This is a genomic window from Aeromonas sp. S16(2024) (assembly GCF_041403065.1).
Taxonomy (GTDB): domain Bacteria; phylum Pseudomonadota; class Gammaproteobacteria; order Enterobacterales; family Aeromonadaceae; genus Aeromonas.
Genome location: NZ_JBGLQX010000001.1, coordinates 144154 through 170398 on the forward strand (window position 1 = coordinate 144154; position 26245 = coordinate 170398).

26 protein-coding genes and 1 pseudogene are annotated in these 26245 nt (G+C 64.0%); 11 read left to right on the forward strand and 16 right to left on the reverse strand.

Annotation, left to right across the window (positions count from 1 at the left end; all coding sequences use genetic code 11):
• Positions 1-63: 63 nt before the first annotated feature.
• The 3 genes from ACB030_RS00735 to ACB030_RS00745 all read right to left on the reverse strand — a co-directional run bounded on the left by ACB030_RS00735 (position 64) and on the right by ACB030_RS00745 (position 2702).
• A complete protein-coding gene (locus tag ACB030_RS00735) occupies positions 64-360 on the reverse strand; it encodes a helix-turn-helix domain-containing protein (protein ID WP_106887438.1) in 297 nt (98 codons plus the stop codon).
• 31 nt (positions 361-391) lie between these two features.
• The gene (locus tag ACB030_RS00740; RefSeq protein WP_205641336.1) at positions 392-922 is read right to left on the reverse strand and encodes a DUF1523 family protein; all 531 of its coding nucleotides are present in this window, start codon (positions 920-922) and stop codon (positions 392-394) included.
• A 157-nt stretch (positions 923-1079) separates the two neighbouring features.
• Positions 1080-2702, reverse strand: a complete 1623-nt coding sequence (locus tag ACB030_RS00745) for a methyl-accepting chemotaxis protein (protein WP_371157218.1) — start codon at positions 2700-2702, stop codon at positions 1080-1082.
• A 163-nt stretch (positions 2703-2865) separates the two neighbouring features.
• On the opposite strand from ACB030_RS00745, the gene ACB030_RS00750 reads away from it, so the two are divergent.
• Positions 2866-3498, forward strand: a complete 633-nt coding sequence (locus ACB030_RS00750) for a LysE family translocator (protein WP_371157220.1) — start codon at positions 2866-2868, stop codon at positions 3496-3498.
• Positions 3499-3569: 71 nt separating this feature from the next.
• On the opposite strand, the gene ACB030_RS00755 is transcribed toward ACB030_RS00750, so the two are convergent.
• From ACB030_RS00755 to ACB030_RS00785, 7 genes are all read right to left on the reverse strand, one after another.
• Positions 3570-4673 carry a beta-N-acetylglucosaminidase domain-containing protein gene (locus ACB030_RS00755; protein WP_371157222.1) on the reverse strand — a complete coding sequence of 368 codons (1104 nt, stop codon included), beginning with the start codon at positions 4671-4673 and terminating at the stop codon, positions 3570-3572.
• Between the two features lie 89 nt (positions 4674-4762).
• Positions 4763-6490, reverse strand: coding sequence for a potassium/proton antiporter (locus ACB030_RS00760; RefSeq protein WP_371157224.1), 1728 nt, complete (start codon positions 6488-6490; stop codon positions 4763-4765).
• Between the two features lie 281 nt (positions 6491-6771).
• A complete protein-coding gene (locus tag ACB030_RS00765) occupies positions 6772-6918 on the reverse strand; it encodes a hypothetical protein (RefSeq protein WP_010674048.1) in 147 nt (48 codons plus the stop codon).
• Entirely contained in the window at positions 6918-7604 is a 687-nt protein-coding gene (locus ACB030_RS00770; protein ID WP_371157227.1) for a M15 family metallopeptidase, read from the reverse strand. Before ACB030_RS00770 ends, ACB030_RS00765 begins: the two co-directional genes overlap by 1 nt.
• Entirely contained in the window at positions 7601-8728 is a 1128-nt protein-coding gene (dapE, locus tag ACB030_RS00775; RefSeq protein ID WP_371157229.1) for a succinyl-diaminopimelate desuccinylase, read from the reverse strand. Before dapE ends, ACB030_RS00770 begins: the two co-directional genes overlap by 4 nt.
• 22 nt (positions 8729-8750) lie before the next feature.
• Positions 8751-9101, reverse strand: coding sequence for an ArsC family reductase (locus ACB030_RS00780; protein WP_371157231.1), 351 nt, complete (start codon positions 9099-9101; stop codon positions 8751-8753).
• A gap of 198 nt (positions 9102-9299) precedes the next feature.
• A complete protein-coding gene (locus ACB030_RS00785; RefSeq protein WP_205641343.1) occupies positions 9300-9614 on the reverse strand; it encodes a hypothetical protein in 315 nt (104 codons plus the stop codon).
• A gap of 358 nt (positions 9615-9972) precedes the next feature.
• On the opposite strand from ACB030_RS00785, the pseudogene ACB030_RS00790 reads away from it, so the two are divergent.
• A pseudogene (locus ACB030_RS00790) lies at positions 9973-10101 on the forward strand (M20 family peptidase); the annotation flags it as partial.
• A gap of 49 nt (positions 10102-10150) precedes the next feature.
• On the opposite strand, the gene ACB030_RS00795 reads toward ACB030_RS00790, so the two are convergent.
• The 3 genes from ACB030_RS00795 to ACB030_RS00805 all read right to left on the reverse strand — a co-directional run bounded on the left by ACB030_RS00795 (position 10151) and on the right by ACB030_RS00805 (position 13259).
• The gene (locus tag ACB030_RS00795; RefSeq protein ID WP_371157233.1) at positions 10151-10825 is read right to left on the reverse strand and encodes a hypothetical protein; all 675 of its coding nucleotides are present in this window, start codon (positions 10823-10825) and stop codon (positions 10151-10153) included.
• Positions 10826-10968: 143 nt separating this feature from the next.
• Complete coding sequence (locus tag ACB030_RS00800; protein WP_371157235.1) at positions 10969-12312, reverse strand: anaerobic C4-dicarboxylate transporter; 1344 nt, start codon at positions 12310-12312, stop codon at positions 10969-10971.
• A gap of 338 nt (positions 12313-12650) precedes the next feature.
• Complete coding sequence (locus tag ACB030_RS00805) at positions 12651-13259, reverse strand: TetR/AcrR family transcriptional regulator (protein WP_371157237.1); 609 nt, start codon at positions 13257-13259, stop codon at positions 12651-12653.
• Between the two features lie 235 nt (positions 13260-13494).
• Here ACB030_RS00805 and ACB030_RS00810 point away from each other — a divergent pair, with 235 nt between their 5' ends.
• The 3 genes from ACB030_RS00810 to ACB030_RS00820 all read left to right on the forward strand — a co-directional run bounded on the left by ACB030_RS00810 (position 13495) and on the right by ACB030_RS00820 (position 16678).
• Positions 13495-14586, forward strand: coding sequence for an alkene reductase (locus ACB030_RS00810; RefSeq protein WP_319917706.1), 1092 nt, complete (start codon positions 13495-13497; stop codon positions 14584-14586).
• A 116-nt stretch (positions 14587-14702) separates the two neighbouring features.
• Positions 14703-15500 (forward strand): SDR family NAD(P)-dependent oxidoreductase, encoded by a 798-nt coding sequence (locus ACB030_RS00815; protein ID WP_371157238.1) that lies wholly within the window; start codon positions 14703-14705, stop codon positions 15498-15500.
• 173 nt (positions 15501-15673) lie between these two features.
• Positions 15674-16678 (forward strand): NADP-dependent oxidoreductase, encoded by a 1005-nt coding sequence (locus ACB030_RS00820; protein WP_371157239.1) that lies wholly within the window; start codon positions 15674-15676, stop codon positions 16676-16678.
• Positions 16679-16751: 73 nt separating this feature from the next.
• Here the strand turns inward: ACB030_RS00820 and asnS are convergent, their stop codons facing one another.
• Positions 16752-18152 carry an asparagine--tRNA ligase gene (gene asnS / locus ACB030_RS00825; protein WP_371157240.1) on the reverse strand — a complete coding sequence of 467 codons (1401 nt, stop codon included), beginning with the start codon at positions 18150-18152 and terminating at the stop codon, positions 16752-16754.
• 199 nt (positions 18153-18351) lie between these two features.
• Between asnS and ACB030_RS00830 the strand changes: the two genes are divergently transcribed.
• Positions 18352-18696 carry a hypothetical protein gene (locus tag ACB030_RS00830; protein ID WP_371157241.1) on the forward strand — a complete coding sequence of 115 codons (345 nt, stop codon included), beginning with the start codon at positions 18352-18354 and terminating at the stop codon, positions 18694-18696.
• Between the two features lie 130 nt (positions 18697-18826).
• On the opposite strand, the gene ACB030_RS00835 is transcribed toward ACB030_RS00830, so the two are convergent.
• Together ACB030_RS00835 and bioA are read right to left on the reverse strand one after the other, a co-directional pair.
• Complete coding sequence (locus ACB030_RS00835) at positions 18827-19648, reverse strand: HAMP domain-containing protein (protein ID WP_371157242.1); 822 nt, start codon at positions 19646-19648, stop codon at positions 18827-18829.
• A 135-nt stretch (positions 19649-19783) separates the two neighbouring features.
• On the reverse strand, positions 19784-21058 hold the full coding sequence (gene bioA / locus ACB030_RS00840) for an adenosylmethionine--8-amino-7-oxononanoate transaminase (protein ID WP_371157243.1): 1275 nt from the start codon (positions 21056-21058) through the stop codon (positions 19784-19786).
• Between the two features lie 191 nt (positions 21059-21249).
• Between bioA and bioB the strand changes: the two genes are divergently transcribed.
• The 5 genes from bioB (at position 21250) to htpX (ending at position 26216) form a co-directional block, all read left to right on the forward strand.
• Positions 21250-22350: a biotin synthase BioB gene (gene bioB / locus ACB030_RS00845; RefSeq protein WP_371157245.1), complete on the forward strand. Its 1101-nt coding sequence runs from the start codon at positions 21250-21252 to the stop codon at positions 22348-22350.
• Positions 22347-23543 (forward strand): 8-amino-7-oxononanoate synthase, encoded by a 1197-nt coding sequence (bioF, locus tag ACB030_RS00850; RefSeq protein ID WP_371157247.1) that lies wholly within the window; start codon positions 22347-22349, stop codon positions 23541-23543. The genes bioB and bioF overlap by 4 nt, the downstream gene beginning before the upstream one ends.
• Positions 23533-24408 carry a methyltransferase domain-containing protein gene (locus ACB030_RS00855; RefSeq protein ID WP_371157249.1) on the forward strand — a complete coding sequence of 292 codons (876 nt, stop codon included), beginning with the start codon at positions 23533-23535 and terminating at the stop codon, positions 24406-24408. The genes bioF and ACB030_RS00855 overlap by 11 nt, the downstream gene beginning before the upstream one ends.
• A 120-nt stretch (positions 24409-24528) precedes the next feature.
• Positions 24529-25209, forward strand: a complete 681-nt coding sequence (gene bioD, locus ACB030_RS00860; protein ID WP_371157251.1) for a dethiobiotin synthase — start codon at positions 24529-24531, stop codon at positions 25207-25209.
• A gap of 134 nt (positions 25210-25343) precedes the next feature.
• Positions 25344-26216: a protease HtpX gene (gene htpX / locus ACB030_RS00865; RefSeq protein ID WP_371157253.1), complete on the forward strand. Its 873-nt coding sequence runs from the start codon at positions 25344-25346 to the stop codon at positions 26214-26216.
• The last annotated feature ends 29 nt before the right edge of the window (positions 26217-26245 follow it).

The following is a 26245-nucleotide window of genomic DNA, read 5'->3' on the forward strand; positions in this document are numbered from 1 at the left end:
CTGCAGATAAATAGAGAGGGGAGCCTGGGCTCCCCTCTCTATTTATCGATTGCCAGCTCGCCCTCAGGGATAACCCAGGGTCTGCTTGATGACCGGCAGCTGAGCCTTGATCCAGTCAGGATTGATGGGGCCCCAGTCGCTGATGCGATAGTGGCCCTGCAGGTGGCGAGCCCCCTCGGTCTGCTCGAAGGCGCAGCTGATGTCGAGCTCGGCCAGGGCGCTCAGGGTGTCCTGGGCGGTGCGGCGCGGCATGCCGGTGGCGGCCATGATGGCCGGCACCGTATCGGTACCCTGACTGATCAGATGGGCCACGTAGAGCCGCCGGTAGAAGCTGGTGCGGGTCTTGCTCGGCTCCGTCATTGTGCTTCTCCGCCTGATGCCGGTGCGCTCCTCATATCTCGTCCTCGAGACGGTCGAAGTAGCGCCAGGTGGCGATGGCGGCCTTGCCCATCACCAGGGCCCAGATGCCGAACCAGAACCAGCGGAAGAAGCTCCAGGTAGAGGCGTCAGGATCCGTGCTCTCGATCTTGGTGACGTTGGGGAACATGGTGAACATGTTAATCCGCCAGCCATAGGAGGTGATGATGGCCAGACGCTTCTCGAACTCCATGGACTTGGCCTTGGCCTGCACGTCGGCGGCATTGAACTTGAAGTAGAAGGGCCAGCCCCAGCCGGTATCTTCGTTGCGGAACACCCGGATCTTCTCGCCGGGGCGCTCGGTGTAGATGTAATAGACGTCGGTGGTGGGGCCGTCTGCCGGGTTCTTCTGGCTGATGGGGCCATCCTTGTCGGTGCGCTTCACCTCGACCCCTGTGATGGTGGCGATGGTGTGTTCCGGCAGGTAGAAATCGAGCCAGAGCGCGGAGAGCAGGGCGACGAGGCCCAGCGTGATAAAAGCGGGTTTCTTGAACTTCAGGCTCATGGTGTTCTCTGGGTGAGGGGGAATGACGTGCCTCTACCATACCCATATTTGTGGATGCAGCCCAGCCCCTAATGGCGCCTTGCGGGCAAAAAGCCGTTTTAAACGGGAGGGCCAGACCCCGGGGCGGGGCCCGGAGTTTGTCAACGAGAGGGGAGTATTACAGCTGGAACTGGGCGAGCTGCCTGCGCTGCTGCTCGGCGAGCTGTGACAGTTCATGACTGGCGGCGGCGCTCTGGGTGATGCCGGCCACGTTCTGGTTCACTATCTCGTGGATGTTGGTGATGTTGCGGCTGATGTCGGCGGTGACGCAGGACTGCTCCTCGGCGGCGGTGGCCACCTGGGCATTGGCGCCATTGATCTGGTTGACCGCCTCCGTGATGCCCCCCAGCAGGTCTTGCACCTCGGCGGAGAGACGCTGGTTGTGGCCGAGGATCTCCAGGGTCTCCTGCACGCCGCTGTTGGCCGACAGGGACTGGCTCTGCAACTGCTCTATGATGGCCTGGATCTCCTTGGTGGAGTCCTGGGTCCGCGCCGCCAGCAGGCGTACCTCGTCGGCCACCACCGCAAAGCCTCGGCCGGTTTCACCGGCACGGGCGGCCTCGATGGCGGCGTTGAGCGCCAGCAGGTTGGTCTGTTCCGAGATGCTCTGAATCACCTCGATCACCTTGCCGATCTGCTCGGACTGGGACTTGAGGCGCGCGACCACTGTGGCGGCGTTCTCCAGGCTGCCCGCCATGCGGCCGTTGGCCTGGATGCTCTCGGCAAACAGCGCCAGCCCCTGCTCGACCCGGCTGTTGGCCTCTCGCGCCAGCTCATCGGCCAGTGCGGCATTGTGGTTGACGTTGTCGGCCGTGCTGGCCAGCTCGGTGACGGCGGAGGCCACCTGCTCGGTCTCGCTGCGTTGCTGCTGGGCGTTGGCCTCGGACTGGGTCATGACGGCGGCCAGCTCGGTGGCGGCGGAGGCCACGTTGCCGCTGATGCCGGTCAGGGCATGGATAGTGCTGCCAAGCTGGCTCAGGGTCTGGTTGATGTCCTTGGCCAGCTGGCCCAGCTCGTTGTTGCCTTCGGCCTTGGCGCGCACGTTGAAGCGGCCGAGGGCGACGGCGTGCATCACCTCCTGCAACTGACCGATGGGCTGGACGATGCGACCGGAGAGCCACCAGCCACCGCAGAGGGCAGCGATCAGGGTGGCGGCCATCAGCAGCAGGGTCTGCAGCAAGGTGGCGTGGTAGTGGGCCTGTTCCAGGGCGATTTCCTGCTGGATCAGCTGATTGATGTGGGCAGAGAGGGAGTCTATCTGCTTGATGAGCTGCTCCCCCAGCTCGCGAAAGCGCAGCCGGGATGGCTCATAGCCGGCTGGCTCGACCCCGTCCCGATATTTTTGGGCCAGCAGTGGCAGCATGTTGCTGCGGGTATGGCCGAGATAGGCCTGCAAGGCCGCCGCCACCTGGTTGTTGTCCTGCTCGGCTCCGCTGATCACCAGCCGGGACAAGAGGCCGCTTATCTCCTGCTCGGCGGCATTGAGCGTGCCGGGCAGCTCGGCGAAGCGGGCCTGATCGTAGAGGCCGTAGATGGCGTTGGTGCGCAGCCGGTAGGTGGCGTGGATCAGGGCGGCGATGTCATCCTTGTGGCGGGTGACGCTGGCGGTGGTGTCGTTCATGTCCTTGATTGCACCGTCTATCTCCTGCTTGCTGATCACGGCCATGAGCAGCATCAGCAGACTGGCGAGCAGTAGTGGAATGAGAACTTGCAGACGAATGGACAGATTATTCAAAGACATGAAAGATCCTAACCCAAAAGAGGAGTGAGGCGGCATCTTACACAGGCGCGACAACTCTTGTCACAGGGTTTTTAAGGCTGAATCCTTGCTGAACGCAAAGGTTTTTCTTGTGTTAAAAGAACGTGATAGGCAAGATCGACTGCTTGTTACCTGGAGGTGTAGTGTGTCCGACTGGATTGATCCCGCCATCTTGGCGCTCTTTATTCCCACGTTTTTCTTTGTCTCCGTGACTCCCGGCATGTGCATGACGCTAGCGATGACCCTGGGCATGAGCCTGGGGGTTCGCCGCACCCTGCACATGATGTGGGGGGAGCTTATCGGGGTCGGCCTGGTCTCTGTGCTGTCGGTGATCGGGGTGGCGGCCGTCATGCTCAACTATCCGGCCCTGTTCTCGGCCTTCAAGTACGTGGGCGGTGCCTATCTGGTCTGGCTCGGCATCCAGATGTGGCAGGCCAAGGGCAAGATGGCGATTCCGGCGGATCTCTCGGCCGGGCAGGAGACCAAGCCGCTCGGGTTGGCGCTGCAGGGTTTCGTCACCGCCATCGCCAATCCCAAGGGGTGGGCCTTCATGGTATCCCTGCTGCCCCCCTTCATCAATGCGGCTAAGCCGATGGCCCCCCAGATAGGCGCCCTGGTGGTGCTCATCCTGGTCATCGAGTTCTCCTGCCTGCTGCTCTACGCGAGCGGTGGCCGCACCCTGCGCCACTTCCTCGCCAGGAGCGGCAACGTCACCCTGATGAACCGCATCGCCGGCTCGCTCATGCTGTTTGTGGGCGTCTGGCTGGCCTTCGGCTGAGGCGATCGGAATGAAAAGGCCACCTCCCTGCCGGGGAGGTGGCCTTTTTCGTGGGGGGCTGACGGCCGGGGTCAGTCGGTGAGGCAGTCCGGATCGAACACGTATTCGCCGTCCAGCCAGCGCAGGATCTCGGCGACGCAGGCCTGATCCTGGAACGGCAGGTAACGGCTTTTGAGGTGGATGATCTGCTCCGGGGTGAGCTGGGCCAGGCCTATGTCCTGGAACAGCGGCAGATCGGCCTCTATCATGGCGGAGATCTGCGGCCCGCAGGTGGCGTTGAGGGAGGTGTGCAGCGCCTGATCCGGATCGTACTGGTGGCCGAGTCGGTAACTCATGGGCAGGGTGGCGAGCGGCAGCACGGAGAGCGCCGCCTGCTTCATGGGATTGACCGCGTGGCCGGCGGTGAGATCCGCGAGCTCTGCCGGGCGGTTCTCGAAGGCACGCAGGTGCAGGAAGCTGCTCGCCTTGCTGCCGTCGTTGACCGGGTAGTTGTCCCACAGGAAGGGCTTGCGGTGCAGCCAGTCGGCGGCCTGCTTGAGGTGGGCGGCCGGGTAGTCGGTGGAGCAGACTCTGGGGCCTGTCCAGAAGATGTCAAAACCCTTGTCCAGCCCCTGGCCCAGATCCGTCAGATAGTGGGGGGGCATGGCGCCGAACACCTTCTCCAGCACAGGATCCGTCGAGTAGTAGCTGGGGCAGAAGATGAGACGGCTGGCGCCGGTGTGGGCCGCGATGTCGTGGGCTATGGTGAGCTGCCAGTGGGCGAGATCCGGGGTGTCCCCCTTCATGTCGTCAAACAGCACCGCCAGTATGTCGGGCTTGAGCGCCTCCTCGATGAGGCGCACCTTCTCGAGCAGGGCCGGGCGCTTGTGCGCGTAGTCGTGATGGGCGCCCATGGGGCTCAACCCCACACCGAAGGCGAGGCCGTTGTCCCGGCACTGCTGGGCCAGCTGGCGCAGGTGGTCGAGCTGCTCCCTCGGCCAGGGCTCGGCCCAGTGCTTGCGCAGATAGCCGTCTTCCTTGGGGGCGTAGAGGTAGAAGCCATAGCCATGGCGGGGCAGCCACTGGGCATAGCGGGCACGGGCCTCCCAGCTCCAGCCCTTGCCGAAGAAGCCCTCGATCAGCCCCAGTCGGGGGGAGGGAGGATACAGACCAGACAACAGGGTTTGATAAGGCATGGGTCACTCCCTTCTCGCCGGGCGCCGGTTCACCGTCCTGGCGGGAACGGGCGCCGAGTATGTGTATTGAACAGGGTCCGGCTTGCGCCCTAGACCGGATCTTCTTCCAGGAAGCGTACCCCTATCTTGCGAGGCTCACCCTCTTCCATCTCCGCCACCGTCCAGAGCAGGCCCTGCCAGGCGACGTGGTCACCCACTACCAGATTATCGCCCAACTGATGGGCAATGAAATCGCCCAGGGTCTGATCCGCCACCTCGCTCACATCCAGCCCGTACAGCGGGGCGAGATCCACCAGCCTGGCGGTCGCCTCCAGCAGGAAGTCACCGAAGAAGCGCGGGCCCAGATCCTGCTCCGGCGCCTGGCTGAACAGCTGGCCGAGGGCGGGCAGATCGCGCTCGTGGCCGATGACGCAGAGGATGTCGTCCGACTGCAGGCAGGTACTGCCCGAGGGGTGCAGCAGCTCCCGGCCGCGGAACAGGGCGCAGATGCGGGTACCCTGGGGCATGCGCAGCTCCCGCAGGGGCGAGCCTATGCACCACTTCTCGGCGCTCAGGCGGTAGACGAAGGTCTCCCACTGGCTGTCGAGATCGATCTCGAGCCCGGAGCGGTTGATGGGGGACGGCGGCGCCGGCACCTCCACCCGCGCCAGCCGGGAGGCCAGCGGCAGCGAGCTGCCCTGCAGGATGAGGGAGACCAGCACCACGAAGAAGGCGACATTGAAGTAGAGCTGGGCATTGGGCAGCCCCGCCATCATGGGGAAGACCGCCAGTATGATGGGCACGGCGCCGCGCAGGCCGACCCAGGAGATGAACCAGCGCTCCCGGGGGGCGAAGTTCTTGAACGGCAGCAGGCCTATCCAGACCGACACCGGGCGGGCAAAGAGGATCATCCACATGGCCAGCGCGAGCGCTGGCACGGCGATGGGCAGCAGATTGCTCGGGGTGGCGAGCAGCCCCAGCACCAGGAACATGCCGATCTGGCTGAGCCAGGTCAGGCCGTCCAGCACCGACAAGGTGGTGCTGCGGCTACGCAGGGAGAGGTTGCCAAGCAGCAGGCCGGTGAGGTAGATGGCGAGGATGCCGCTGCCTCCCACCGCCGTGGTGAGGGCGAAGATGAGCAGGCCGCCGCTCACCGTGAGCAGCGGATAGAGTCCCGGGGCCAGGCGGGCCGTGTTGATGAGTTTCCACAGCAGCCAGCCCCCACCGAGGCCTATGCCAGCGCCCAGGCCAAACTGCTTGATGAGTTGCAGCAGCAGGAAGCCAGCGTCCAGCCCCTGCTGGGCGGTGGCCAGCACCTCTATCAGGGTGACGGTGAGAAAGACCGCCATGGGATCGTTGCTGCCGGACTCTATCTCCAGGGTGGCGCTGACCCGCTCGTTGAGGCTGCGCCCGCCGAGCAGGGAGAACACAGCCGCCGCATCGGTGGAGCCAACGATGGCGCCGATCAGCATCCCCTGCATCAGGCTGAGGTCAAACAGCCAGGCGGCGGCCAGACCCGTGAGGCCTGTGGTGATGGCCACCCCGACGGTAGCGAGCGACAGGGCGGGCCAGAGTGCGACCCGAAAGGAGGAGACCCGGGTGCGCATGCCGCCATCCAGCAAAATGATGGCCAGCGCCAGGTTGCCCACCAGGTAGGCGACCGAGTAGTCGGCGAAGTGGATGCCGCCGGGGCCATCCTCACCGGCCAGCATGCCGACGGCGAGGAAGATGACCAGGATGGGGATGCCGACCCGGGACGAGAGCGCACTTAACAGGACACTGGCTCCCACCAACAAGGCACCGATAAAAAAGAAACTGTTGATGGTGGTGGCATCCAATGGCGAACTCCTTATGGCGGGCGGCAAAACAGGCACATTATATGCAGATTGAACCCCTTTGTGTGGCTTAATTGTGCATCGTTTTGCAGTTTTTTACGGTGGTTGTGCTGTTTTTAAGCAGTAGGCGCGGGGCCTGAGGGGGACGAGAAAGAGGGGAAAGGAGTGGCAATTGGTGCCCATTTTCAGGGGCTGGGGCCGGGTTGTCAGCAGGCTGGCATCGAGCCTGGCAGGGGCCGGAGTGGGGGGGAGGCAGGAGCGCCATCGGGCTCCTGCGGGGGAGGTCAGTCGTCCTCGTCGTCCTTGACTTCCCGGATCTTGTCCTTGTATTTCGGCAACTGCTTTTCGAGCTGTTTCATGTCCTTGATGGCATTGAGAAACAGGCCGAGCAGAAACAGCAGCGGCAGGCCTATCCATAACCACAGACTCATCAGATTCTCCTTTCGGTGTGACCGGCGGTGACATAACGGGCCAGGATCTCGTCGAGATGGGCCAGTATGCGCGCCTTGCCTTCAATATCCGCCTGTTGCAGGCAAAGCGCCAGCGCATCCGGATCCAGCCGCTGTTCGGCGGACTCCAGGGCGAAACTGATGTGCCAGGGCTCGTAGGCGACCCCCTGAGCCGCGTCCAGCGGTTTGGCATAGGGCAGGAAGAAGCCGAAGTCGCTCATATGATCCCCGAGCCATTCGCCGAGGTCGGCAAACCAGCCTCCCGCCTCATACTCCCAGGGCTCCAGCGCCAGCTTGGTACCGGCGGGCAGGCAGTCGGGATCATAGATGTCGAGATCCGTGCCCCAGTGGTGGCGGCTGGTGCCCGGCAGGGCGCTCCAGCGCAAGATGGCGTGCAGCCGCTCGGTCTCGCCCAGTTGCAGCGCATCCAGCGGGCGGTTGTCGGCATCCAGCAGGGGCCGCTCCCCGCGCCACTTGCCATTCCAGATGGCGAGCTGGCGCTCGAAGCTGCGCCAGCTGGAGGCGGCCTGCAGGTTGAACCCTTCATAGGCGGCCGCCACCTGCATGTCGTTGAAGGCCGCCGCCGTGGCGGCGGTCAGACGGTGGGGCCCGCGCCCCACCAGGATGAGGTGGCTCTCGTCGAGCCCAAGCAGTTGATCCTGGGTCATGCCAGCAAGTGCTCCAGCACCCCTTGGTACATCTCCGCCAGCAGATCCAGATCGTCCGCCTTCACGCACTCGTTCACCTTGTGGATGGTGGCGTTGACCGGACCCAGCTCGATGACTTCAGCGCCAGTTGGCGCGATAAAGCGTCCATCGGACGTTCCGCCCGTGGTGAGCAGGGCAGGCTGCTGACCGTTGACCGCCGCCACGGCGGCGACTGTGGCTTCCAGCAGGGCGCCGGTGTCGGTCAGGAAGGGCTGGCCTGATAGGGTCCACTTCAGCTCGAAGTCCAGGCCGTGACGGGTCAACAGCGCCTCGACCCGCTCGCGGATGTCAAGATCGGTGAGCTCTGTGCTGAAACGGAAGTTGAACTGTACCTGCAATTCGCCGGGGATGACGTTGGAGGCGCCGGTCCCGGCCTGGATGTTGGCGATCTGGAAGCTGGTGGGAGGGAAGTAGGCGTTGCCCTCGTCCCAGACGGTGGCGGCGAGCTCCGCCAGGGCCGGTGCCGCCTTGTGGATGGGGTTGTCCGCCAGATGAGGGTAAGCCACGTGGCCCTGTACCCCGCGCACCAGCAGATCCCCGGTGATGGAGCCGCGACGGCCGTTCTTCACCACGTCCCCCACCAGGTTGGTGGAGGAGGGCTCGCCGACGATACACCAGCGGATCTTCTCGTTGCGCGCCTCCAGGGTGTCGATGACGCGCACCGTGCCGTTGATGAAGGGGCCCTCTTCATCCGAGGTGATGAGGAAGGCGATGGAGCCCTGGTGATCCGGGTGCTCGGCCACGAAGCGCTCGGTGGCCACCACCATGGCGGCCAGCGACCCCTTCATGTCGGCGGCGCCCCGGCCATAGAGCATGCCATCCTTGATGGTCGGCTCGAACGGCGGCGTATGCCATTTGTCCAGCGGGCCGGCGGGCACCACGTCGGTGTGGCCGGCGAAGCAGAACAGCGGCCCCTCGCTGCCACGGCGGGCCCAGAGGTTGGTGGTGTCTTCAAACACCATGGGTTCGATGACGAAGCCCAGGCGCCCGAGGCGCTCCGCCATCAGGGTCTGGCACCCTTCGTCCAGCGGGGTAACGGAGGGGCGGCGGATCAGATCCTTGGCCAGTGCGATGACATCCGACATCGGCGTTCCTTAACAGAAAAGTTTAACGAGAGAAGAGGGATTGGTAGTGGTCTGCCTTGAACCCCAGGGTCAGCTCGCCATCGCGATCCAGCAGCGGGCGTTTGATCATGGCGGGGTGTTCCAGCAGCAGGGCGCGGGCTTTTGCGGTGTCGAGCCCTTGCTTGGCCTCCTCCGGCAGGGCGCGGAAGGTGGTGCCTCGGGTGTTGAGCAGGGCTTCCCAGCCAAGCTGGTTCAGCCAGCCGTCCAACTGGGCAGGCTCGAGGCCGTCGGCCCTGTGATCGTGAAAGCGATAGTCGATGCCAGCCTCGTCCAGCCACTTGCGGGCCTTCTTGATGGTGTCGCAGTTCTTGATGCCATAGAGGGTGGTGGCCATGGGAGATCCTATATCTGCGGGCCAGGGGCCCTGAAATCCGAACGTGAAATCATGCAAGGGCCCGATTCTGGCATTGTGGCCCAGCCATGGCAACGCTCATGGCCGGGCTGGCTGGTTTTACCAGCGGGGAGGGGGGAGAAAAAGCGAGGGCCAGCTAGCCAAAACGCGCCTGGGGGCGCGTCTTGGGGAAGGGGGCTATCAGTGCAGCGTGGTCCACTCGTGGTCGAAGACCCGGGCCCGCTCCCAGGGCGCATCCGGCAGGCTGGAGGAGAGGCCGCTGTATTTGCCCACGTCGTCCACCACTATGGCGGAGAGGATCGGCAGGTTGTTTTCGGTGCAGTACATGCGGATGCGTTGCAGCAGGGTGCGCAGCTCATCCTGGCACTGTTCCAGCCCGGCCTGCCTGGCCAGCTTGGAATAACGAATGGTGGTGCGTTCCTTTGCAGACTCGACGAGGATGTCCCACAGCTTGTAGTCGCAGGTCGAAGTCCCTGCGGTGGCTTGGCTTGTCATAGCTCTCTCCGGTGCGAAATGGTCGCTCTGTATCGACGGGCATCTTGGCCAGTTCACCCCTGACGGGCGTTGATCCAACGCAAAAAAAGTGGAGGTTGTTGGTCAGGATCTCATGCAGGGCATTCTAGTGCGTCGGGGCTGGATTGATGTACCAATTTTATTTGATTTATCAAAACATAATGCTGCCTTTCGTCATTCAAACCACTTTTAGTGATAGTAATCAAGGGGGAAGGAGGGGCTCGCCACTAGATTTCGATCCTCGATAATCTTGTCAGGAGCGCACGTTGGACCTCTTATTCGTCTCGCTCGTGCTGATGGCCGTGGTCTACGGCATCGTCAAGGATTAGCCCCCCAGGCGGTGCTGGCGCTGGATGGCTTGGGCCCCATGGGGGGCGGCTTCCATTCGAAAGCCGAACTCCTGCTACTCGATAGTATCGAGCCGCGCATCCGCCTGTTGCAGGGGGGGCTGGGCAGGCTGGCGACGTAAAGCGTCCTAGGGGGCGGGATCAGGACGGGAGGCATCAGGCTCCCGTTTTTTATGGCTGCGTGGCTGGCACCGGCTCGTCCTGGACCAGGTAGGCCAGATGATCCCGCCGCGTTACCTGCCAGCCAGCAAGGCACAAGGGTGCGGCAAAGCCCGGGCCGTCGGTCACCATGCTGTGGTACTCCCCCTGCTCGCCGCAGGCATCGAAGCCCTGGCGTTCGGCCAGTTGCTGCAACTCGGTGAGGCTGGCCGCATCCAGGATACGTCCGGCCCACTCGGGCGCCAGCACCCGGGTATCGACGCAGGAGAGGTGGGCGACGATGCCGCGCCCAAGCATGTCGCTCAGCAGCGCTTCGCGAGATTGCTGCCAGAGCGGGGTGTGGACGGTGAGCCCGAGCGGGCGGCAGCGTTCGCGGATCCAGTTTGGCGCCCCGCCCACGCTGTCGATGTCGCCGGTCACCACCCCATCGAGGGCCCACTCCTGCTGCAAGCGGCTCAGCGCCGTCTCATAGCCCAGCTCGAACGGCGCCTCTATGGTGACCAGCAGATGGGGCAGCCCCAGGGCCGCCGCCTGACGGCGCACCAGCGGCAGGGGGTGGGCGAGAAAGCGGGGTTCAGGGGGCGCAAAGGTGGCCAGGGCCACCACCTGATGGCCCGCATCGCGGGCATGGCAGAGGGCCAGCATGGCATCTTTGCCACCGCTCCAGAGCAGGATGACGCGAGACATGGATGATATTCCGGTGGTGAACGAGAGGGCATGCTACCCAGCGGCGGGGGCGCAGGTAAAGCGGATGGGTCAATCGGAACGCGAAAAAGAGAGAGGCCCCGAGCGGGGCCTCTCTGGCAATAGCGTGATAAACGCCGTTGCGATTAGAGCAAAATGGTGGTCAGCAGATAACCCAGGGAGCAGGAGGTCACTACCCCGATCAGCCCGGGAATGATGAAGCTGTGGTTGATGATGAACTTGCCGATGCGAGTGGTGCCGGAGCGGTCGAAACCGATGCAGGCCAGATCGCTCGGGTAGGTCGGCAGCACGAAGTAGCCGTAGCTCGCCGGCAGGAAGGCGATCAGCAGTTTCGGCTCCACCCCGAGCGCCAGACCCATGGGGGCGATGGCGGTGAGCGCCGCGGCCTGGCTGTTGACCAGCTTGGAGATGAGGAAGAGCACCAGGGCATAGGTCCATGGCTGGGCCTGTACCACGTGGGCCAACGACTCCTTGAGCAGCGGCATGTGGGCCTGGAAGAAGGTTTCGCTCATCCAGGCAACCCCGAATACGGAGAAGATGGCGACCATGCCCGCCTTGAAGACGGCGCCGTTGGAGATGTCGCCCGGCTTGACCTTGCAGCGCATCAGTATGATGGCGCCGGCGATCAGCATCATCATCTGGATCACCAGGTTCATGGAGAGGGGGCCTGTCTTGTCCTTGATGGTAAATACCGGACGCAGACCTTCGTTGGCACCGAGCAAGACCACGGCGGCGATGGCGGCGAAGAAGATCCAGGTCGACCAGTAGGCCTCTTTCGGGAACTTGGTGTTGAGCAGGGTTTCACCACCGCCATAGATGAAGGTGCGTTGCTCCGGATCCTGGATCTTGGCCTGGAACTCCTCATCCTTGTCCAGATCCTTGCCGCGGCGCAGGCTCCACAGGGCCGCCATGACCACACCCGTGAGAGAGGAGGGGATGGCGATCATCAGGATGTCGAGCAGGCCGTAAGCCTCACCTATACCGTGACCGGCCGCCAGAATGGAGACCATGGAGACCACGGCCACCGACACTGGCGAGGCGCAGATTGCCATCTGGGAGGCAACGGACGCCACCGCCATGGGGCGCTCGGGACGGATGTTCTTCTGCAGCGCTATGTCGGCGATGATGGGGAACATGGTGTAGACCACGTGGCCGGTACCGCACAGGAAGGTGAGGGTCCAGGTGGTGAGCGGCGCCAGTATGGTGATGTATTGGGGGTGACGGCGCAGCAGACGCTCGGCCACCTGCATCATCAGGTTGAGGCCACCGGCAGTCTGCAGAGTGGCGGCGCAACCGATCACCGCCAGTATGGTCAGCATCACCTGCACCGGCGGTTCGCCCGGCACCAGGCCGAACACGAAGGTCAGCAGGAAGAGACCTATGCCGCTGATGAGACCCAGTCCCATGCCCCCAAAGCGGGTACCCAGCAGCAAGCAGCCGAGTACCACCAAAAATTCCATCAAGATCATTCCATTACCTCGTGTGATTGAATCCATGTCCGCATCGGCCCTGGGGCCCGGGAGCATCTCTCGTTATTTGCCCCTAAAGGGTTAGTGGGTATTCTGGCACCCCTAAAGGGGTAAAAGATTGAGGTGGTTCAATAACAGACCCTTTTCCGATTTAAGTGCATAAAAACTATGGATATGCCCTTGAACAGGGGCGTTCGGGAGCGTGACAGGCAGGGGAAGGGGTGGGGGGATTTATTCGAGGATCAGGATGAGAGGTGGGGCGCCCCTGTCAGGAGTCGGCAGGGGACGATGAAGGGGCGTCGCAGGCCGGCGTTGGCCTGCGAGTCTGGATGACCGGTTCAAGCGTTCCGGTTTGGCTCGGCGGTGGTCGCCTCTTCGCAAGAGGCAATCTGCGACAGCAGGGCTGTGCGGCAGGCAGCCAGGATCTCATCGGCCAATGGCGACTCATCCGGACAGGCCCGTGACAGCATGATGGCGCCTACCATCTGTGCCATCAGCGCTATCCCCTTGGCGCGATGGGCCTGGGTGTCCTGTGCATCCTGCGTGTCGTGCTGGCCACAGGTGCGGGCCAGCATCTCTTCAATGCCGGCCTCGAAGGCGGCCTTGACCTGGGCCGGTTGCCGGGCCGCATCGGCGCACAGCGCGGCCATGATGCAGCCATCCCCAGGGGCATCGCGGTGCTCTCTGGAGAGGTAGTGACTGACAAACTCGGGGGCATCGAGGGGGCTGGTTTTCTCCAGGCTCTGTTCAAAGCCGCAGGTCGCGGCCTCCGCCATCAGATCCGCCTTGGCGGGGAAGTGTTTGTAGAAACCGCCGTGAGTGAAGCCGGCCGCCGCCATCAGATCTGCCACCCCCACGCCATCGTAACCCCGTTCGCGAAACAGCCTGGCTGCGGTGGCGACTATGTGTGCCCGGTTTGCCTGAGCCTGTGCCTTGGTGACCCTCATACCCGGTCGCTCCTCTGAATCATGGAAGTGGTGATCACTATACATTGATGTTGGTCATCATCAAAATGCTTGACTGAAAAGATTATGATCGTCATCTTTAATGCGCAGACCCCGGGAAGGGGTTGAAGGCCCTGACCCTCGATTGACCCTTGCAGCCCCCGAGCATGGCGGCGCTATGTCGGGATACGGACTACCTTCCTTCCCAGACCCATGTTCCACACGACAGAGGCACGCCATGACAGACAAGAGACTCTTCGAGGCCTATTCCCTTGGCCCCATCACCCTCGCCAACCGCATCGTGATGGCGCCACTCACCCGCAACCGTGCCGGCCCCGGCCTGGTCCCGAGCGAGCATGCCGCCACCTATTACAGCCAGCGGGCCACGGCGGGTCTGCTGATCGCCGAGGCGACTCAGGTCTCGGCCCAGGCGCAGGGCTATCAGGACACCCCCGGCCTCTACACGGCGGCGCAGATTGCGGGCTGGCGCAAGGTGACCGATGCGGTGCATGCCAGGGGAGGCCGTATCTTCGTGCAGCTGTGGCATGTCGGCCGCGTCTCCCACGTCGCGCTGCAACCCGATGGCGCGGCGCCGGTGGCCCCTTCGGCCCTCCGCGCCCAGACCAAGACCTTCGTCAACAATGAGTTCGTCGAGGTGTCTATGCCCCGTGCATTGGCACTGGAGGAGCTCCCCGGCATCGTCGACGACTTTCGTCAGGCGGCTGCCAACGCCATGGCGGCGGGTTTCGACGGGGTCGAGATCCACGGTGCCAACGGCTATCTGCTGGAGCAGTTCCTCAAGGATGGGGCCAACCTGCGTACCGACGGCTATGGCGGCTCCATCGAGAACCGCGCGCGGCTGCTGCTCGAGGTCACCGCCGCCGTGGCCAAGGAGATCGGGGCCGATCGCACCGGGGTCAGGATCTCCCCCGTCTCACCGGCCAATGGCATCTCCTGCAGCGATCCCCAGCCGCAGTACGACTATCTCGTCGAGCGGCTCAGTGCGCTGGGGGTCGTCTACCTGCACGTGATCGAGGGCGCCACCGGCGGCCCCCGGGATGTCGCCCCTTTCGACTTCGCCTCCCTGCGTCGGCGCTTCAAGCAGACCTATCTGGCCAATAACGGCTATGACCTGACACTGGCCAGCAGTGCGCTGGCCCAGGGCAAGGCGGACCTGTTTGCCTTCGGTCGCCCCTTTATCAGCAATCCGGATCTGGTCGAGCGCCTGCAGCAGGGCGCCCCGCTCGCCGCGCTCAGACCCGAGACCCTCTATGGCGGCGGCGCCGAGGGCTACATCGACTACCCGGCCCTGGCGGGGGCCGGCGAGTAAACGGACATGGGCAGGGGGCGTCATAGCAGGTCCCCTGTCGACACAGCGCCATCGGCCGTTGAGTGCCTGGCGCGACATCCATCCCGGTTCAAAACGATCACAGAGAGAATGACATCATGACCATTAAACCCAGAGTGCTTATCACAGGCGCCTCCAGCGGCATTGGCGCCACCTATGCGGACCGCTTCGCCCGGCGCGGCCACGATCTGGTGCTCGTCGCCCGCGACGAGGCGCGGCTGACGGACTTGGCCGGCCGCCTGCGCCAGGCGTACGGCGTCGCCGTCGACATCCTGCCCGCCGACCTCACCCAATCCCGGGAGCTGGCCGCCGTGGAGGCCCGGTTACGGGATGATGCCAGCATCGGCATCCTGATCAACAACGCAGGGGCGGGTCAGGTGGGTCACTTCCTCGCCCAGACCGCCAGCAGCGTCGAACAACTGGTGACCCTGAACACCACGGCGCTGGCACGCCTGGCGGCCGCCATAGCCCCGCGACTGGTGCAAGCCGGCGAGGGGAGCATCGTGAACATCGGCTCCGTGGTCGGGCTCGCGCCCGAGTTTGGCATGACGCTCTATGGCGCGACCAAGGCCTTCGTGCTGTTCCTCTCCCAGGGGATGAGCCTGGAGCTCGCTCCCGCCGGGGTCTATGTGCAGGCGGTGCTGCCCGCCGGCACGCGCACCGAGATCTGGGCACGCTCCGGCATCGATCCCGACAGCTTGCCGGAGTTGATGGCGGTGGAGGAGCTGGTGGACGCGGCCCTGGTCGGTTTCGATCGCCGGGAAGTGGTCACCATACCGCCGCTGCATGAGGCCAGTCGCTGGGATGAGCTCGATGGCGCGCGCAAGGCGCTGCTCTCCGACCTTCGGCAGGCCCATGCCGCCGAACGTTATCAGGTTGCGCCTCAGGGCCGCTGATCCCGGCAACAAGACCGGCGGTCTGCTGGGGACGGCGCCACGCCCAACCCGCAGTTCTCTCTCCAGACCGCCTCTTTTATCCTCGTGATGAGGCGTGCCTGACCTGTGCCGCTGCCCTGTGTGGGACAGGGCGGTTTGCCTGGTTCGGTCACCTCATGCTTTCTGGTAACAAGATGATGAAAGCCTTTGTGTTCAAACACTATGGTCGCTCGGCGCGGCCCGAGTTCGCCGAGCTGCCGCACCCGACCATGGGGCCGGACGAGATCCTGGTCAAGGTGCATGCCGTCGGCCTCAATCCCATCGACAACATGATCCCGCGAGGCACCTTCAAACCCCTGCTCAAGTTTGAGCTGCCCGCCGTGCTCGGCAGCGATCTGGCCGGTGTGGTGGTGGAGGTTGGCAGCCGGGTGACGCGGTTTAGGCCGGGGGATGCCGTCTATGCCAGCCTCTTCGATCTGGGGCGCGGCGCCCTGGCGCAATGGGTTGTGGTGCCCGAACATGCGGCGGCCCTCAAACCGGCCAGCCTCGACTTCGTTCAGGCGGCGTCCATTCCCATGGTGGCGCTGACGGCCTGGCAGGCCTTCACCGAGCAAGCCCCACTCGCGCCGGGCCAGAGGGTGTTCATTCCCGCGGGTTCCGGCGGCATAGGCTCCTTTGCCATTCAGCTGGCCAGGCACCTGGGGGCCTTGGTCGCGACCTCCACCAGCACGGCGAACACCGAGTGGGTAGGGCAGCTGGGGGCCGAGGTGGTGATCGACTACAGGCGGCAGGCGTTCGATGCGCTATTGCAGGGGTATGATCTGGTGCTGGGGACCTTGCGGGGCGACGCGATCGAGCGGTCACTGTCGATCCTCCGGCCGGGAGGGCGGGTTGTGTCGCTGGTCGGTCCGCCGAATGCGGCCTTTGCGCGGGCGAGAAACATGAATGTCATCATGACCGCCCTGTTTGGCCTGATGAGCTGGAAGATCCACCGTCTTGCCCGGCGACGGGGTATCACCTACGGCATGATGTTCGTGCGCCCGGATGGTGCCCAGCTGACCCTGATTGCCGCGCTGCTGGACGAGGGCAAGCTCAGGCCCGTGATCGACAAGGTCTTTCCGTTTGAACAGGCCGGCGAGGCGCTCGCCTATCTGGCGACCGGTCGCGCAAAGGGCAAGGTGGTCGTCAGCCTGGCATAGGTGCAGGGCGACGGCAGGAAATAAAAAAGCCGACCCAAGGGTCGGCTTTTTGCGATTCGCGTGCTGTCCGCGATTAGAACTCGGCGGTGCGAGGGGTGCGCGGGAAGGGGATGACGTCGCGCACGTTGCCCATGCCGGTCACATAGACCACCAGACGCTCGAAGCCCAGGCCGAAGCCGGAGTGCGGCACAGTACCGTAGCGGCGCAGGTCGCGATACCACCAGTAATCTTCCTTGTTCAGGCCCATCTCGGCCAGACGGGCATCCAGCACCTCGAGACGCTCCTCACGCTGGGAGCCACCGATGATCTCGCCGATCCCCGGGGCCAGCACGTCCATGGCGGCGACGGTCTTGCCATCGTCGTTGAGGCGCATGTAGAAGGCCTTGATGTCTTTCGGGTAGTTCTTCACCACCACAGGAGACTTGAAGTGCTCCTCGGCCAGATAGCGCTCGTGCTCGGAGGAGAGATCGATGCCCCAGGAGACCGGGAACTCGAACTTCTTGCCGCAGTTTTGCAGCACGTCGATGGCGTCGGTGTAGTCAATCTGGGCGAAGTCGGAGGCGACGAAGCGCTCCAGACGGTCGATGGCATCCTTGTCGATGTGCTGGGCGAAGAACTCCAGATCGTCGCGGCGCTCTTTGAGCACGGCGTTGAAGACGTATTTGAGCATGGCTTCGGCCAGGGCGGCGTTGTCTTCCAGGTTGGCGAAGGCCACTTCCGGCTCCACCATCCAGAACTCGGCCAGATGGCGGCTGGTGTTGGAGTTTTCGGCGCGGAAGGTCGGGCCGAAGGTGTAGACCTTGGACAGGGCACAGGCATAGGTCTCGACGTTGAGCTGACCGGAGACGGTCAGGAAGGTCTCCTTGCCGAAGAAGTCCTTGTCGTAATCCACCTTGCCTTCGGGGGTGCGCGGCAGGTTTTCCATGTCCAGGGTGGAGACGCGGAACATCTCGCCGGCCCCTTCGGTGTCGGAGGCGGTGATGAGCGGCGCGGCAATCCACAGATAGCCTTCTTCGTGGAAGAAGCGGTGAATGGCCTGGGCCAGGCAGTTGCGCACCCGGGTCACGGCGCCGACCACGTTGGTACGGGCACGCAGGTGACCCTGCTCACGCAGGTACTCGATGCTGTGGCGCTTGGCAGACATGGGGTAGGTGTCCGGGTCTTCGACCCAGCCTACTACCTTGACGTCGGAGGCCTGCAGCTCGAAGGCCTGGCCGCTGCCCTGGGAAGCCACGACCACACCGGTCACTTCCACTGAGCAGGCGGTGGTCAGACGCAGCACTTCATTCTCGTAATTGGCCAGGGTATTGGGAACGACGGCCTGTACCGGATGGAAACAGGAGCCATCGGATATGGCCAAAAATGAGATCCCCGCCTTGGAATCGCGGCGGGTCCGGATCCACCCTTTCACTGTCTGGGTGGTGCCAACCGCATACTTACCGGTCAGCACATCTACTACGGATGCGTGCGTCATCGAAATATTGTCTCCAGCTTGTTCTTGCAGCGCTATTTGCAACACTAGGGGTCTGGCCCGGGCATGAGTGGCCCACCATGGCAGACTAAGCCGTTAATCTTACCCGCGCGGGTTTGATAAACAAGCAAAAATGTCGGACCCTTGCGGGGTTTTCCCCATGAATCTTGCATGGATCCGGTCGGTTGGGCAGGGGGTGAGAGTGAAGGAACGCAGGCGGGGGCCGGATGGCTGGATACGGGTGCTCCAGGGGCTGGTGATCCTCTGCTGGGGCGGCTTTATCGTGCTGCTCTCCCTGTACCACCATGCCCGTCCCGATATTGCCTACGGCTTTCTGGTCTATGGCGGGATCCAGGTGCGCGACTATTGGGATCCCGCCCTCACCCCCTGGCTGGTGCACGGGCTCTGGAGTTGCTGCCTGCTGACCCTGGTGGTCTTGGCGCTGGAGCACAGGCGCAGCCGACGGCAAGAGGATGCCCTGCACGTCAACCTATTCATCCTGCTGCTGATCCTGGCCGCCAGCCTGCTGTTTTATTACCTGGCGTGATCCGCCGGCCTCTCCTCCTAGGACGAGGGGTCTTGGCGCTGGAGCGCAGGCGCAGCCGCCGGCAAGAGGATGGGCTGCATGTCAATTTGCTCCTTCTGCTGCTGATCCTGATCGCCAGCCTGCTGTTTTATTACCTGGCGTGATCCGTCGGCTTCTCGTCCTGGGACGAGGGGGCAGGGCGCTTGCCGAGCTGGCGCTCCACGCTGTCGAGCATCTGGTTGTAGGCGAGGGCCACCCGGCCTATCTCGTCCCCTTCATCGCCCTCCAGCCGGTGGCCGAAGTCGTGCAGATCGGTGGCCTCCTCCATGGAGCGGGTCAGCTGGTTGAGGGGGCGGACTATCCAGGTGCGTATGACCCAGAGGGTGAGCAGCAGCCCCAGCCCGAAGATGAGGGTGAGGCTCAGGGCCGAGGTGAGTATGTTCTGTTCGACCCGGGTAAAGAGGGTGTCGAGGGAGTAGTCAAAGCGCACCGCCCCCAGCACCGTGTTCTCCGGCACCTGGTGACAGCTGGTGCAGTCGGTGCCGCGAAAATCGGTCTTGGCCAGCAGGGGGCGAGTCACCACCAGCTTGCTGTGGGTGCCGTCGTGCACCACCTCCAGGCTCCCCTTGCCCGCCAGGGCCAGGGCATCGAATCTGTCCTTGGGGGCCTCGTTGTCGCGGCTAGGCCCATACTGCTTGTTGACCGGCGCCCCGCGCACTATGCGGGCATCTTCTACGTGGGCGTGATCGAGAAACTTGGCACGCAGGGTGTCGCGGGCCTCCATCTTGCCGGTCAGCATCAGCATGTTGAGGCCGTCGAAATAGGCCTCGGTCTGCTCGCGGCTCTGCTCCTTGATGAGGGTCAGGATGAGGTCGCGCTCGCGCACCGCCTGATAGGCCGCGGAAAACACCAATACCATGGAGAAGATGAAGAGCAGGAAGAAATTGATCTTGGCAGTGATGGAGAGGCGCATGGGAAAGGTACATCTGTTGGGTAAAACCCGCGCAGTCTACTCCCCTCGCCTGGCGGGTTCTGGTGTCTCGCTCACATTCTGATGAAAAAGAGCCAAAAGGCCCTGCATTCTCATGCAGGGCCTATTCATCCAGACTCAGAATTCGCCGCTGGTGATGGCCTCATGGATGGCGCGGGTCAGCACCCTCAGCTCCTCGGGGCTGATGACGAAGGGGGGCATCAGGTAGATGAGCTTGCCGAACGGGCGGATCCAGGCCCCAAGCGAGACGAACTTGCGCTGGATGCGCGCCACGTCCACCCGCTCCTTCATCTCCACCACACCGATGGCGCCGAGCACTCGCACGTCGGCTACCGCCGTGTTGAGGGTCAGCTGCACCAGCTCGGTGCGCAGCTGATGCTCGATGGCGGTTACCCGTTCCTGCCACGGGGAGGCCAGCAGCAGATCGATGGAGGCGTTGGCCACAGCGCAGGCCAGCGGATTGCCCATAAAGGTGGGGCCATGCATAAAGACCCCGGCCTTGCCGTCACAGATGGTGCGGGCGACCTGTTCCGTGGTGAGGGTGGCCGACAGCGTCAGGTAGCCGCCGGTGAGCGCCTTGCCCAGGCACATGATGTCGGGGCTGATGCCGGCCCAGTCACAGGCAAACAGCTGACCGGTGCGGCCAAAGCCGGTGGCGATTTCGTCGGCGATCAGCAGCAGGCCGAACTCGTCGCACAGGGCGCGCACCCACTGCAGGTAGCGGGGGTGATAGAAGCGCATGCCGCCGGCCCCCTGCACTATGGGCTCCAGCACTATGGCGGCTATCTCTTCGTGGCGATCGGCAACCAGCTCCGCCAGCTCCACCACGCAACTCTCGTCCCACTGGGCGTGGAAGCGGCAGCTGGGGGCGGTCACGAAATGGTGCTCCGGCAGGAAGCCCTTGTAGAGCTCGTGCATGCCGCCATCCGGATCGCAGACGCTCATGGCGCCGAAGGTGTCCCCGTGATAGCCGCCCCGCAGGGAGACAAATTTGGCGCGGGGCGTCCCCCTGGCGTGCCAGTACTGCTGGGCCATCTTGAGCGCCACCTCCACCGCCACCGAGCCGGAATCCGCCAGAAAGACCCGATCCAGACCGGCCGGGGTGATCTCCACCAGCTTGCGGCACAGCTCCACCGCAGGAGCATGGGTCAGGCCGCCAAACATCACGTGGGACATCTTGCCGAGCTGGGCGGTGGCGGCGGCGTCCAGTTCCGGCACCTGATAGCCGTGGACGCAGGCCCACCAGGAGCTCATGCCATCCACCAGTTCACGGCCGTCGCTGAGGGTGAGGGTCACCCCCTTGGCGCTGGCCACTTCATAGCAGGGCAGGGGATGGGTAAGGGAGGTATAGGGGTGCCAGACGTGGTGCAGGTCGAATTCTTGGTTGGTCATTTTGTGTTCTGTTGTCAATTGGTTTGATCTGGTCGGTGTTGACAGTCTACGCGCGCTCTCTACACTAGCCAACAATTTCAGCCACTTGGCGCCACGCCTCGCAACGAGGAGGCAGGCCGATGGCGGGTTCTGCGGTTCTTCATCCCAGGATGGCGGCGCAGGATCCCACTTATAACAACTGGAAGCCATGTATGAATGCTCTCACCCTGGGCGGTCACGCCCTTCGTCACGACTGGACCCTCGCCGAGGTTCAGGCCCTGTTTGCCCTGCCATTCAACGATCTGCTGTTCCAGGCCCAGACGGTACACCGCGCCCATTTCGACCCGAACGAGGTGCAGGTGAGCACCTTGCTCTCCATCAAGACCGGCGCCTGCCCGGAGGATTGCAAATATTGCCCCCAGAGCGCTCGCTACCACACCGGGCTCGAAACCGAGCGGCTGATGGAGGTGGAAAAAGTGCTGGAGCGGGCCCGCGAGGCCAAGGCCAACGGCTCGTCCCGCTTCTGCATGGGGGCCGCCTGGCGCAACCCGAAGGAGAGGGACATGCCCTATATCCTGCGCATGGTCGAGGAGGTGCGCGGGCTGGGGATGGAGACCTGCATGACCCTGGGGATGCTGACCGCGGATCAGGCCGCTCGCCTCGGTGCCGCTGGCCTTGACTACTACAACCACAACCTCGATACCTCGCCGGAGTTCTACGGTGACATCATCACCACCCGCACCTATCAGGACAGGCTGGATACCCTGGAGCACGTGCGCGGCGCTGGCATGAAGGTGTGCTCCGGCGGCATCGTCGGCATGGGGGAGCAGGCCAAGGATAGGGCGGGCCTCTTGATGGCGCTGGCCAATTTGCCGCGCCACCCGGAGAGCGTGCCCATCAACATGCTGGTCAAGGTGAAGGGGACGCCCCTGGAGAACGAGGAGAACCTGGATCCGTTCGAATTTATCCGCACCATAGCGGTGGCGCGCATCATGATGCCCGCCTCCCACGTGCGCCTTTCGGCAGGGCGGGAGAAGATGAACGAGCAGATGCAGGCCATGTGCTTTATGGCGGGTGCAAATTCGATTTTTTATGGCTGCAAGCTGCTCACCACGCCAAACCCGGATGAAAACAGCGACATGCAACTGTTCAAGCGGCTCGGCATCCGCCCCGCCCAGCGGGCCCAGAAACCGGATGTGGTGCAAACATTGGAACTGGAAGCAGAGCTGCTGGCCGAGGTGAGCCGCCAGAGCGAGCCGAGCGAGATCTTCTACGATGCCACCCGCCCCCGCGCAGGTGCCGTCCGTCCATGACTTCCCCTGTTGTCACCGGCCCCTTCGCGCTGGGGGAGGCCCTGGCCGAACGTGAGCAGGCGGCCCTGCTGCGCAACCGCATCGCGACCGACGGGGTGAGTGGCGGGCGGATCCGGATCGGGGGCCGCGACTACCTCAACTTCTCTGCCAACGACTACCTGGGGCTCGCCGATGATCCCGCCATCAAGGCCGCCTTCAAAGAGGGGATCGACCGCCATGGTGCGGGCGCTGGCGCCTCGCCCCTGGTGACAGGCTACAGCCGTGCCCACCAGCAGCTGGAAGAGACGCTTGCCGACTGGCTCGGGGTGGAGGCGGTGCTGCTGTTCAACTGCGGTTTTTCCGCCAATCAGGCGGTGCTCAAGGCCCTGCTCGGCAAGGAGCACCTGCTGTGGCAGGACAGGCTCAACCACGCCTCCCTGCAGGAGATGGGCAGCCAGCTGCCCTGCAGAATGAAGCGCTTCGGCCACAACGACATGGCCGCGCTCGCGTCTCAACTTGAGCCAAACCGGGGCTTGATCGTCTCGGAAGGGGTGTTCAGCATGGATGGGGATCAGGCTCCCTGGGCTGAGCTTGCGGCATTGGCCGCCCAGAGCGGCAACTGGCTGATGATCGACGATGCCCACGGCCTCGGCGTGCTGGGGCCACAAGGGCGCGGCACCCTGGCGGCGCAAGGGGTTGCTCCTGCCAGCGTTCACATCCAGATGGGCACCTTTGGCAAGGCGCTCGGGGTCGCCGGGGCCTTCGTCGGTGGCAGCCGCGAGCTGGTAGAGTACCTGGTCAACTTTGCCCGTCACTATGTCTACAGCACCCATATGCCGGCCGCCCAGGCCTGTGCGGTCAGCAAGAGTATCGAATTGGTTCGCGCTGCTGATGATGCCCGAGCTCATCTTGGCCAGCTGATCGCCCGGTTCCGGCAGGGGGCCGAGACGCTGGGCTGGCAGCTCGGTGCAAGCGCCACCCCGATCCAGCCCCTGCTGGTGGGGGAGAGCGCGGCTGCCTTGCAACTGGCCCAGCGGCTGCGGGATAGCGGCATCTGGGTCAGCGCCATCCGCCCACCCACTGTGCCGGTCGGCACGGCGCGCCTTCGCATCACCCTGAGTGCGGCGCACCGAGAAGAGGATGTGGACAGCCTGCTCGAGGCCTTGGGCCCTTGCCCATCCAGTGATCAGAGAGGAGGCGCCCATGCTGCATGAGCGTTTCCAGCAGGTCGACAAGGCCCAGCTCGCCCGCCGCTTCGGGGCCGCCGCTCGTCACTACGACGCCCACGCCCGCTTCCAGCAGGAGGTGGGGCAGGCACTGCTTGACCTGATGCCGGACGGGCAGGCTGGCACCGAGTTGACGGTGATCGGGCTGGATCTTGACACTGCCGTGTACCGGCGTGGTTTGCCCGGCTCCTTGCCTGATGGTTTACCGGAAACTGGGTTGGATCTGGGCTGCGGCACAGGCTTCTTCCTGCCCGCGCTGGCGGGTCGTTGCCAGCAGTTGCACGGGCTGGATCTCGCCCCCGGCATGCTGGCACAGGCCGCCCTGCGTGGCAGCGGCGCCCGGCTGCTGTGCGGCGATGCGGAGGCGCTCCCCTTCGCGGATCAGAGCCTGGACTGGGTCTTCTCCAGCCTGGCCCTGCAGTGGTGCGAGCGCCCGGCCCAGGCGTTTGCCGAGATCCACCGGGTGCTCAAGCCCGGTGGCCAGATCTTCTTCTCGACCCTGCTGGCGGGGTCCCTGTGGCAGTTGCGCGAAGCCTGGGGCGTCGTCGATGGGCACGCCCACGTCAACCGTTTCCTCGCCCTGTCCCAATTGCAGCAGGCCATTGGCGCCGCGGGTTTTCAGGCGCCTGAGCTGACCCCTGTCACCTGGTCCCTCGCCTATGTGGAGCTCAATGACTTGCTGCGGGATCTCAAGGGCATAGGGGCCAGCCAGGTCAATGACGACAGGGCCGCGGGGCTGGGCAACCGCCAGCGCCTGAGGCGTCTCGGGGAAGCCTATGAGCGTCACCGCCAGCCCGACGGCCTGCTGGCCGCCAGCTATGAGGTCTGTCTCGGGCGCCTTGTCCGCCGCTGATCGGCCGCGGGAACACGCGTTTTTGCCTTGGGCCAGGCGAGGTTAGCCGCCCGGCACGAGCCCATCATTGATACCCAGGTGGTGCCAGAGCGCCACCTTGAACTGCGCTGAGGAATCATCATGGTCAGATCCTATTTCATCACGGGCACCGACACCGACGTGGGCAAGACCCTGGTCGCCCGTACCCTGTTGCAGGCGTTCGCCGCAAAGGGCATCCCCTGCGCCGGCTACAAGCCGATCTCCGCCGGCTGTGCCCGCACCCCGGAGGGGCTTCGCAACCTCGATGCCCAGCAGTTGCAAGCGGCGGCCAGCCTCCCGCTGCCCATCGACTCGGTCAACCCCTATGCCTTCGAGCCCCCCATAGCCCCCCACATAGCCGCCCGTGAGGTGGGGGCGAGCATTCCTTTGGCGGGTCTGTCGGCTGGATTGCGGGAGATTGAGCAGGCCGGGGCCGAACGGGTGATAGTCGAGGGGGCGGGGGGCTGGTTTTTGCCGCTGGATCACCAGCATCTGCTCTCCGACTGGGTCGCCCTTGAGCGCCTGCCGGTGATCCTGGTGGTGGGGGCCAAGCTGGGTTGCCTCAATCATGCCCTGCTCACCTGCGCCGCCATCCGCCATCAGGGGCTGACCCTGGCCGGTTGGGTGGTCAATCGGGTGGATCCGCACATGAGTCGTTACCAGGAGAACCTGGCCACCTTGAAAGCCATGTTGCCGGCCCCATTTCTGGGGGAGATCCCCTTCGTAGACCAGCCGCTCGAGGCGGATCTGCGCGATTGTCTCGACATCTCGCCCCTGGGCTGACCCCCTCGGCAGCTTCGCTGGGCCCGACATTCAGCAAACATTCATCGAGTCTGTCTATGATCGGGGGCAGGTGTGGTATCGGGTCGATTGTGAATTGGCCCGAACCATGCATCTATATCTCACAAGGAGTCAATATGAAGCGAATTATGCTATTCCTGGTGACCAACCTGGCCGTCATGCTGGTGCTGGGGGTGGTACTCAATATCCTGTTCTCGGTTCTGGGGATCAACAAGTCCAGCATTTCCGGTCTGTTGATGTTCTGTGCCGTGTTCGGTTTTGGGGGCTCCTTTATCTCCTTGCTGATGTCCAAGTGGATGGCCAAGCGCAGCTATGGCGTCCAGGTCATCGAGCAGCCCCGCAACGAGACAGAACACTGGCTGGTGAGCACCGTTGCCCGTCAGGCCCGTGAGGCTGGCATCAAGATGCCGGAAGTGGGGATCTACGACTCCCCCGAGATGAACGCCTTCGCCACCGGTGCCCGCCGCGACGACTCCCTCGTCGCCGTGTCGTCCGGCCTGCTCTACAGCATGAGCCGCGACGAGGCGGAAGCCGTGCTGGCCCACGAGGTGAGCCACGTGGCCAACGGCGACATGGTGACCCTGACCCTGATCCAGGGGGTGGTGAACACCTTCGTGATGTTCTTCGCCCGTATCGTGGCCGGCGTCATCAGCAACTTCTTCAGCTCCAACAACGACGAGGAGAGCAGCAGCTCCGGTGGTTTTGCCTACATGATCACCGTCTTCGTGCTGGAGATGATCTTCGGCGTGCTGGCCTCCATGATCGTCATGTGGTTCAGCCGTCAGCGCGAATTCCGCGCCGATGCCGGTGCCGCCAAGCTGGCCGGTCGCGACAAGATGATAGCCGCGCTGCAGCGCCTCTCCCGTGGCGCCGAGCCGCAGATGGAAGGGACCATGATGGCCTTCGGCATCAACGGCAAGCGCTCCATGAGCGAGCTGTTCATGAGCCACCCGCCCATCGAGCAGCGCATTGCCGCCCTGCGCGGCTGATTGCCAGACAAGATAAGAAAACGGCTGCC

Excerpts from the sequence above, each read along its gene's own strand:
- ACB030_RS00735 (WP_106887438.1), bottom strand. The coding sequence starts at position 360 with ATGACGGAGCCGAGCAAGACCCGCACCAGCTTCTACCGGCGGCTCTAC.
- ACB030_RS00740 (WP_205641336.1), bottom strand. The coding sequence starts at position 922 with ATGAGCCTGAAGTTCAAGAAACCCGCTTTTATCACGCTGGGCCTCGTC.
- ACB030_RS00745 (WP_371157218.1), bottom strand. The coding sequence starts at position 2,702 with ATGTCTTTGAATAATCTGTCCATTCGTCTGCAAGTTCTCATTCCACTA.
- ACB030_RS00755 (WP_371157222.1), bottom strand. The coding sequence starts at position 4,673 with ATGCCTTATCAAACCCTGTTGTCTGGTCTGTATCCTCCCTCCCCCCGA.
- ACB030_RS00765 (WP_010674048.1), bottom strand. The coding sequence starts at position 6,918 with ATGAGTCTGTGGTTATGGATAGGCCTGCCGCTGCTGTTTCTGCTCGGC.
- ACB030_RS00770 (WP_371157227.1), bottom strand. The coding sequence starts at position 7,604 with ATGACCCAGGATCAACTGCTTGGGCTCGACGAGAGCCACCTCATCCTG.
- dapE (WP_371157229.1), bottom strand. The coding sequence starts at position 8,728 with ATGTCGGATGTCATCGCACTGGCCAAGGATCTGATCCGCCGCCCCTCC.
- ACB030_RS00780 (WP_371157231.1), bottom strand. The coding sequence starts at position 9,101 with ATGGCCACCACCCTCTATGGCATCAAGAACTGCGACACCATCAAGAAG.
- ACB030_RS00785 (WP_205641343.1), bottom strand. The coding sequence starts at position 9,614 with ATGACAAGCCAAGCCACCGCAGGGACTTCGACCTGCGACTACAAGCTG.
- ACB030_RS00795 (WP_371157233.1), bottom strand. The coding sequence starts at position 10,825 with ATGTCTCGCGTCATCCTGCTCTGGAGCGGTGGCAAAGATGCCATGCTG.
- ACB030_RS00800 (WP_371157235.1), bottom strand. The coding sequence starts at position 12,312 with ATGATCTTGATGGAATTTTTGGTGGTACTCGGCTGCTTGCTGCTGGGT.
- ACB030_RS00805 (WP_371157237.1), bottom strand. The coding sequence starts at position 13,259 with ATGAGGGTCACCAAGGCACAGGCTCAGGCAAACCGGGCACACATAGTC.
- ACB030_RS00810 (WP_319917706.1), top strand. The coding sequence starts at position 13,495 with ATGACAGACAAGAGACTCTTCGAGGCCTATTCCCTTGGCCCCATCACC.
- ACB030_RS00815 (WP_371157238.1), top strand. The coding sequence starts at position 14,703 with ATGACCATTAAACCCAGAGTGCTTATCACAGGCGCCTCCAGCGGCATT.
- ACB030_RS00820 (WP_371157239.1), top strand. The coding sequence starts at position 15,674 with ATGATGAAAGCCTTTGTGTTCAAACACTATGGTCGCTCGGCGCGGCCC.
- asnS (WP_371157240.1), bottom strand. The coding sequence starts at position 18,152 with ATGACGCACGCATCCGTAGTAGATGTGCTGACCGGTAAGTATGCGGTT.
- ACB030_RS00835 (WP_371157242.1), bottom strand. The coding sequence starts at position 19,648 with ATGCGCCTCTCCATCACTGCCAAGATCAATTTCTTCCTGCTCTTCATC.
- bioA (WP_371157243.1), bottom strand. The coding sequence starts at position 21,058 with ATGACCAACCAAGAATTCGACCTGCACCACGTCTGGCACCCCTATACC.
- bioB (WP_371157245.1), top strand. The coding sequence starts at position 21,250 with ATGAATGCTCTCACCCTGGGCGGTCACGCCCTTCGTCACGACTGGACC.
- bioF (WP_371157247.1), top strand. The coding sequence starts at position 22,347 with ATGACTTCCCCTGTTGTCACCGGCCCCTTCGCGCTGGGGGAGGCCCTG.
- ACB030_RS00855 (WP_371157249.1), top strand. The coding sequence starts at position 23,533 with ATGCTGCATGAGCGTTTCCAGCAGGTCGACAAGGCCCAGCTCGCCCGC.
- bioD (WP_371157251.1), top strand. The coding sequence starts at position 24,529 with ATGGTCAGATCCTATTTCATCACGGGCACCGACACCGACGTGGGCAAG.
- htpX (WP_371157253.1), top strand. The coding sequence starts at position 25,344 with ATGAAGCGAATTATGCTATTCCTGGTGACCAACCTGGCCGTCATGCTG.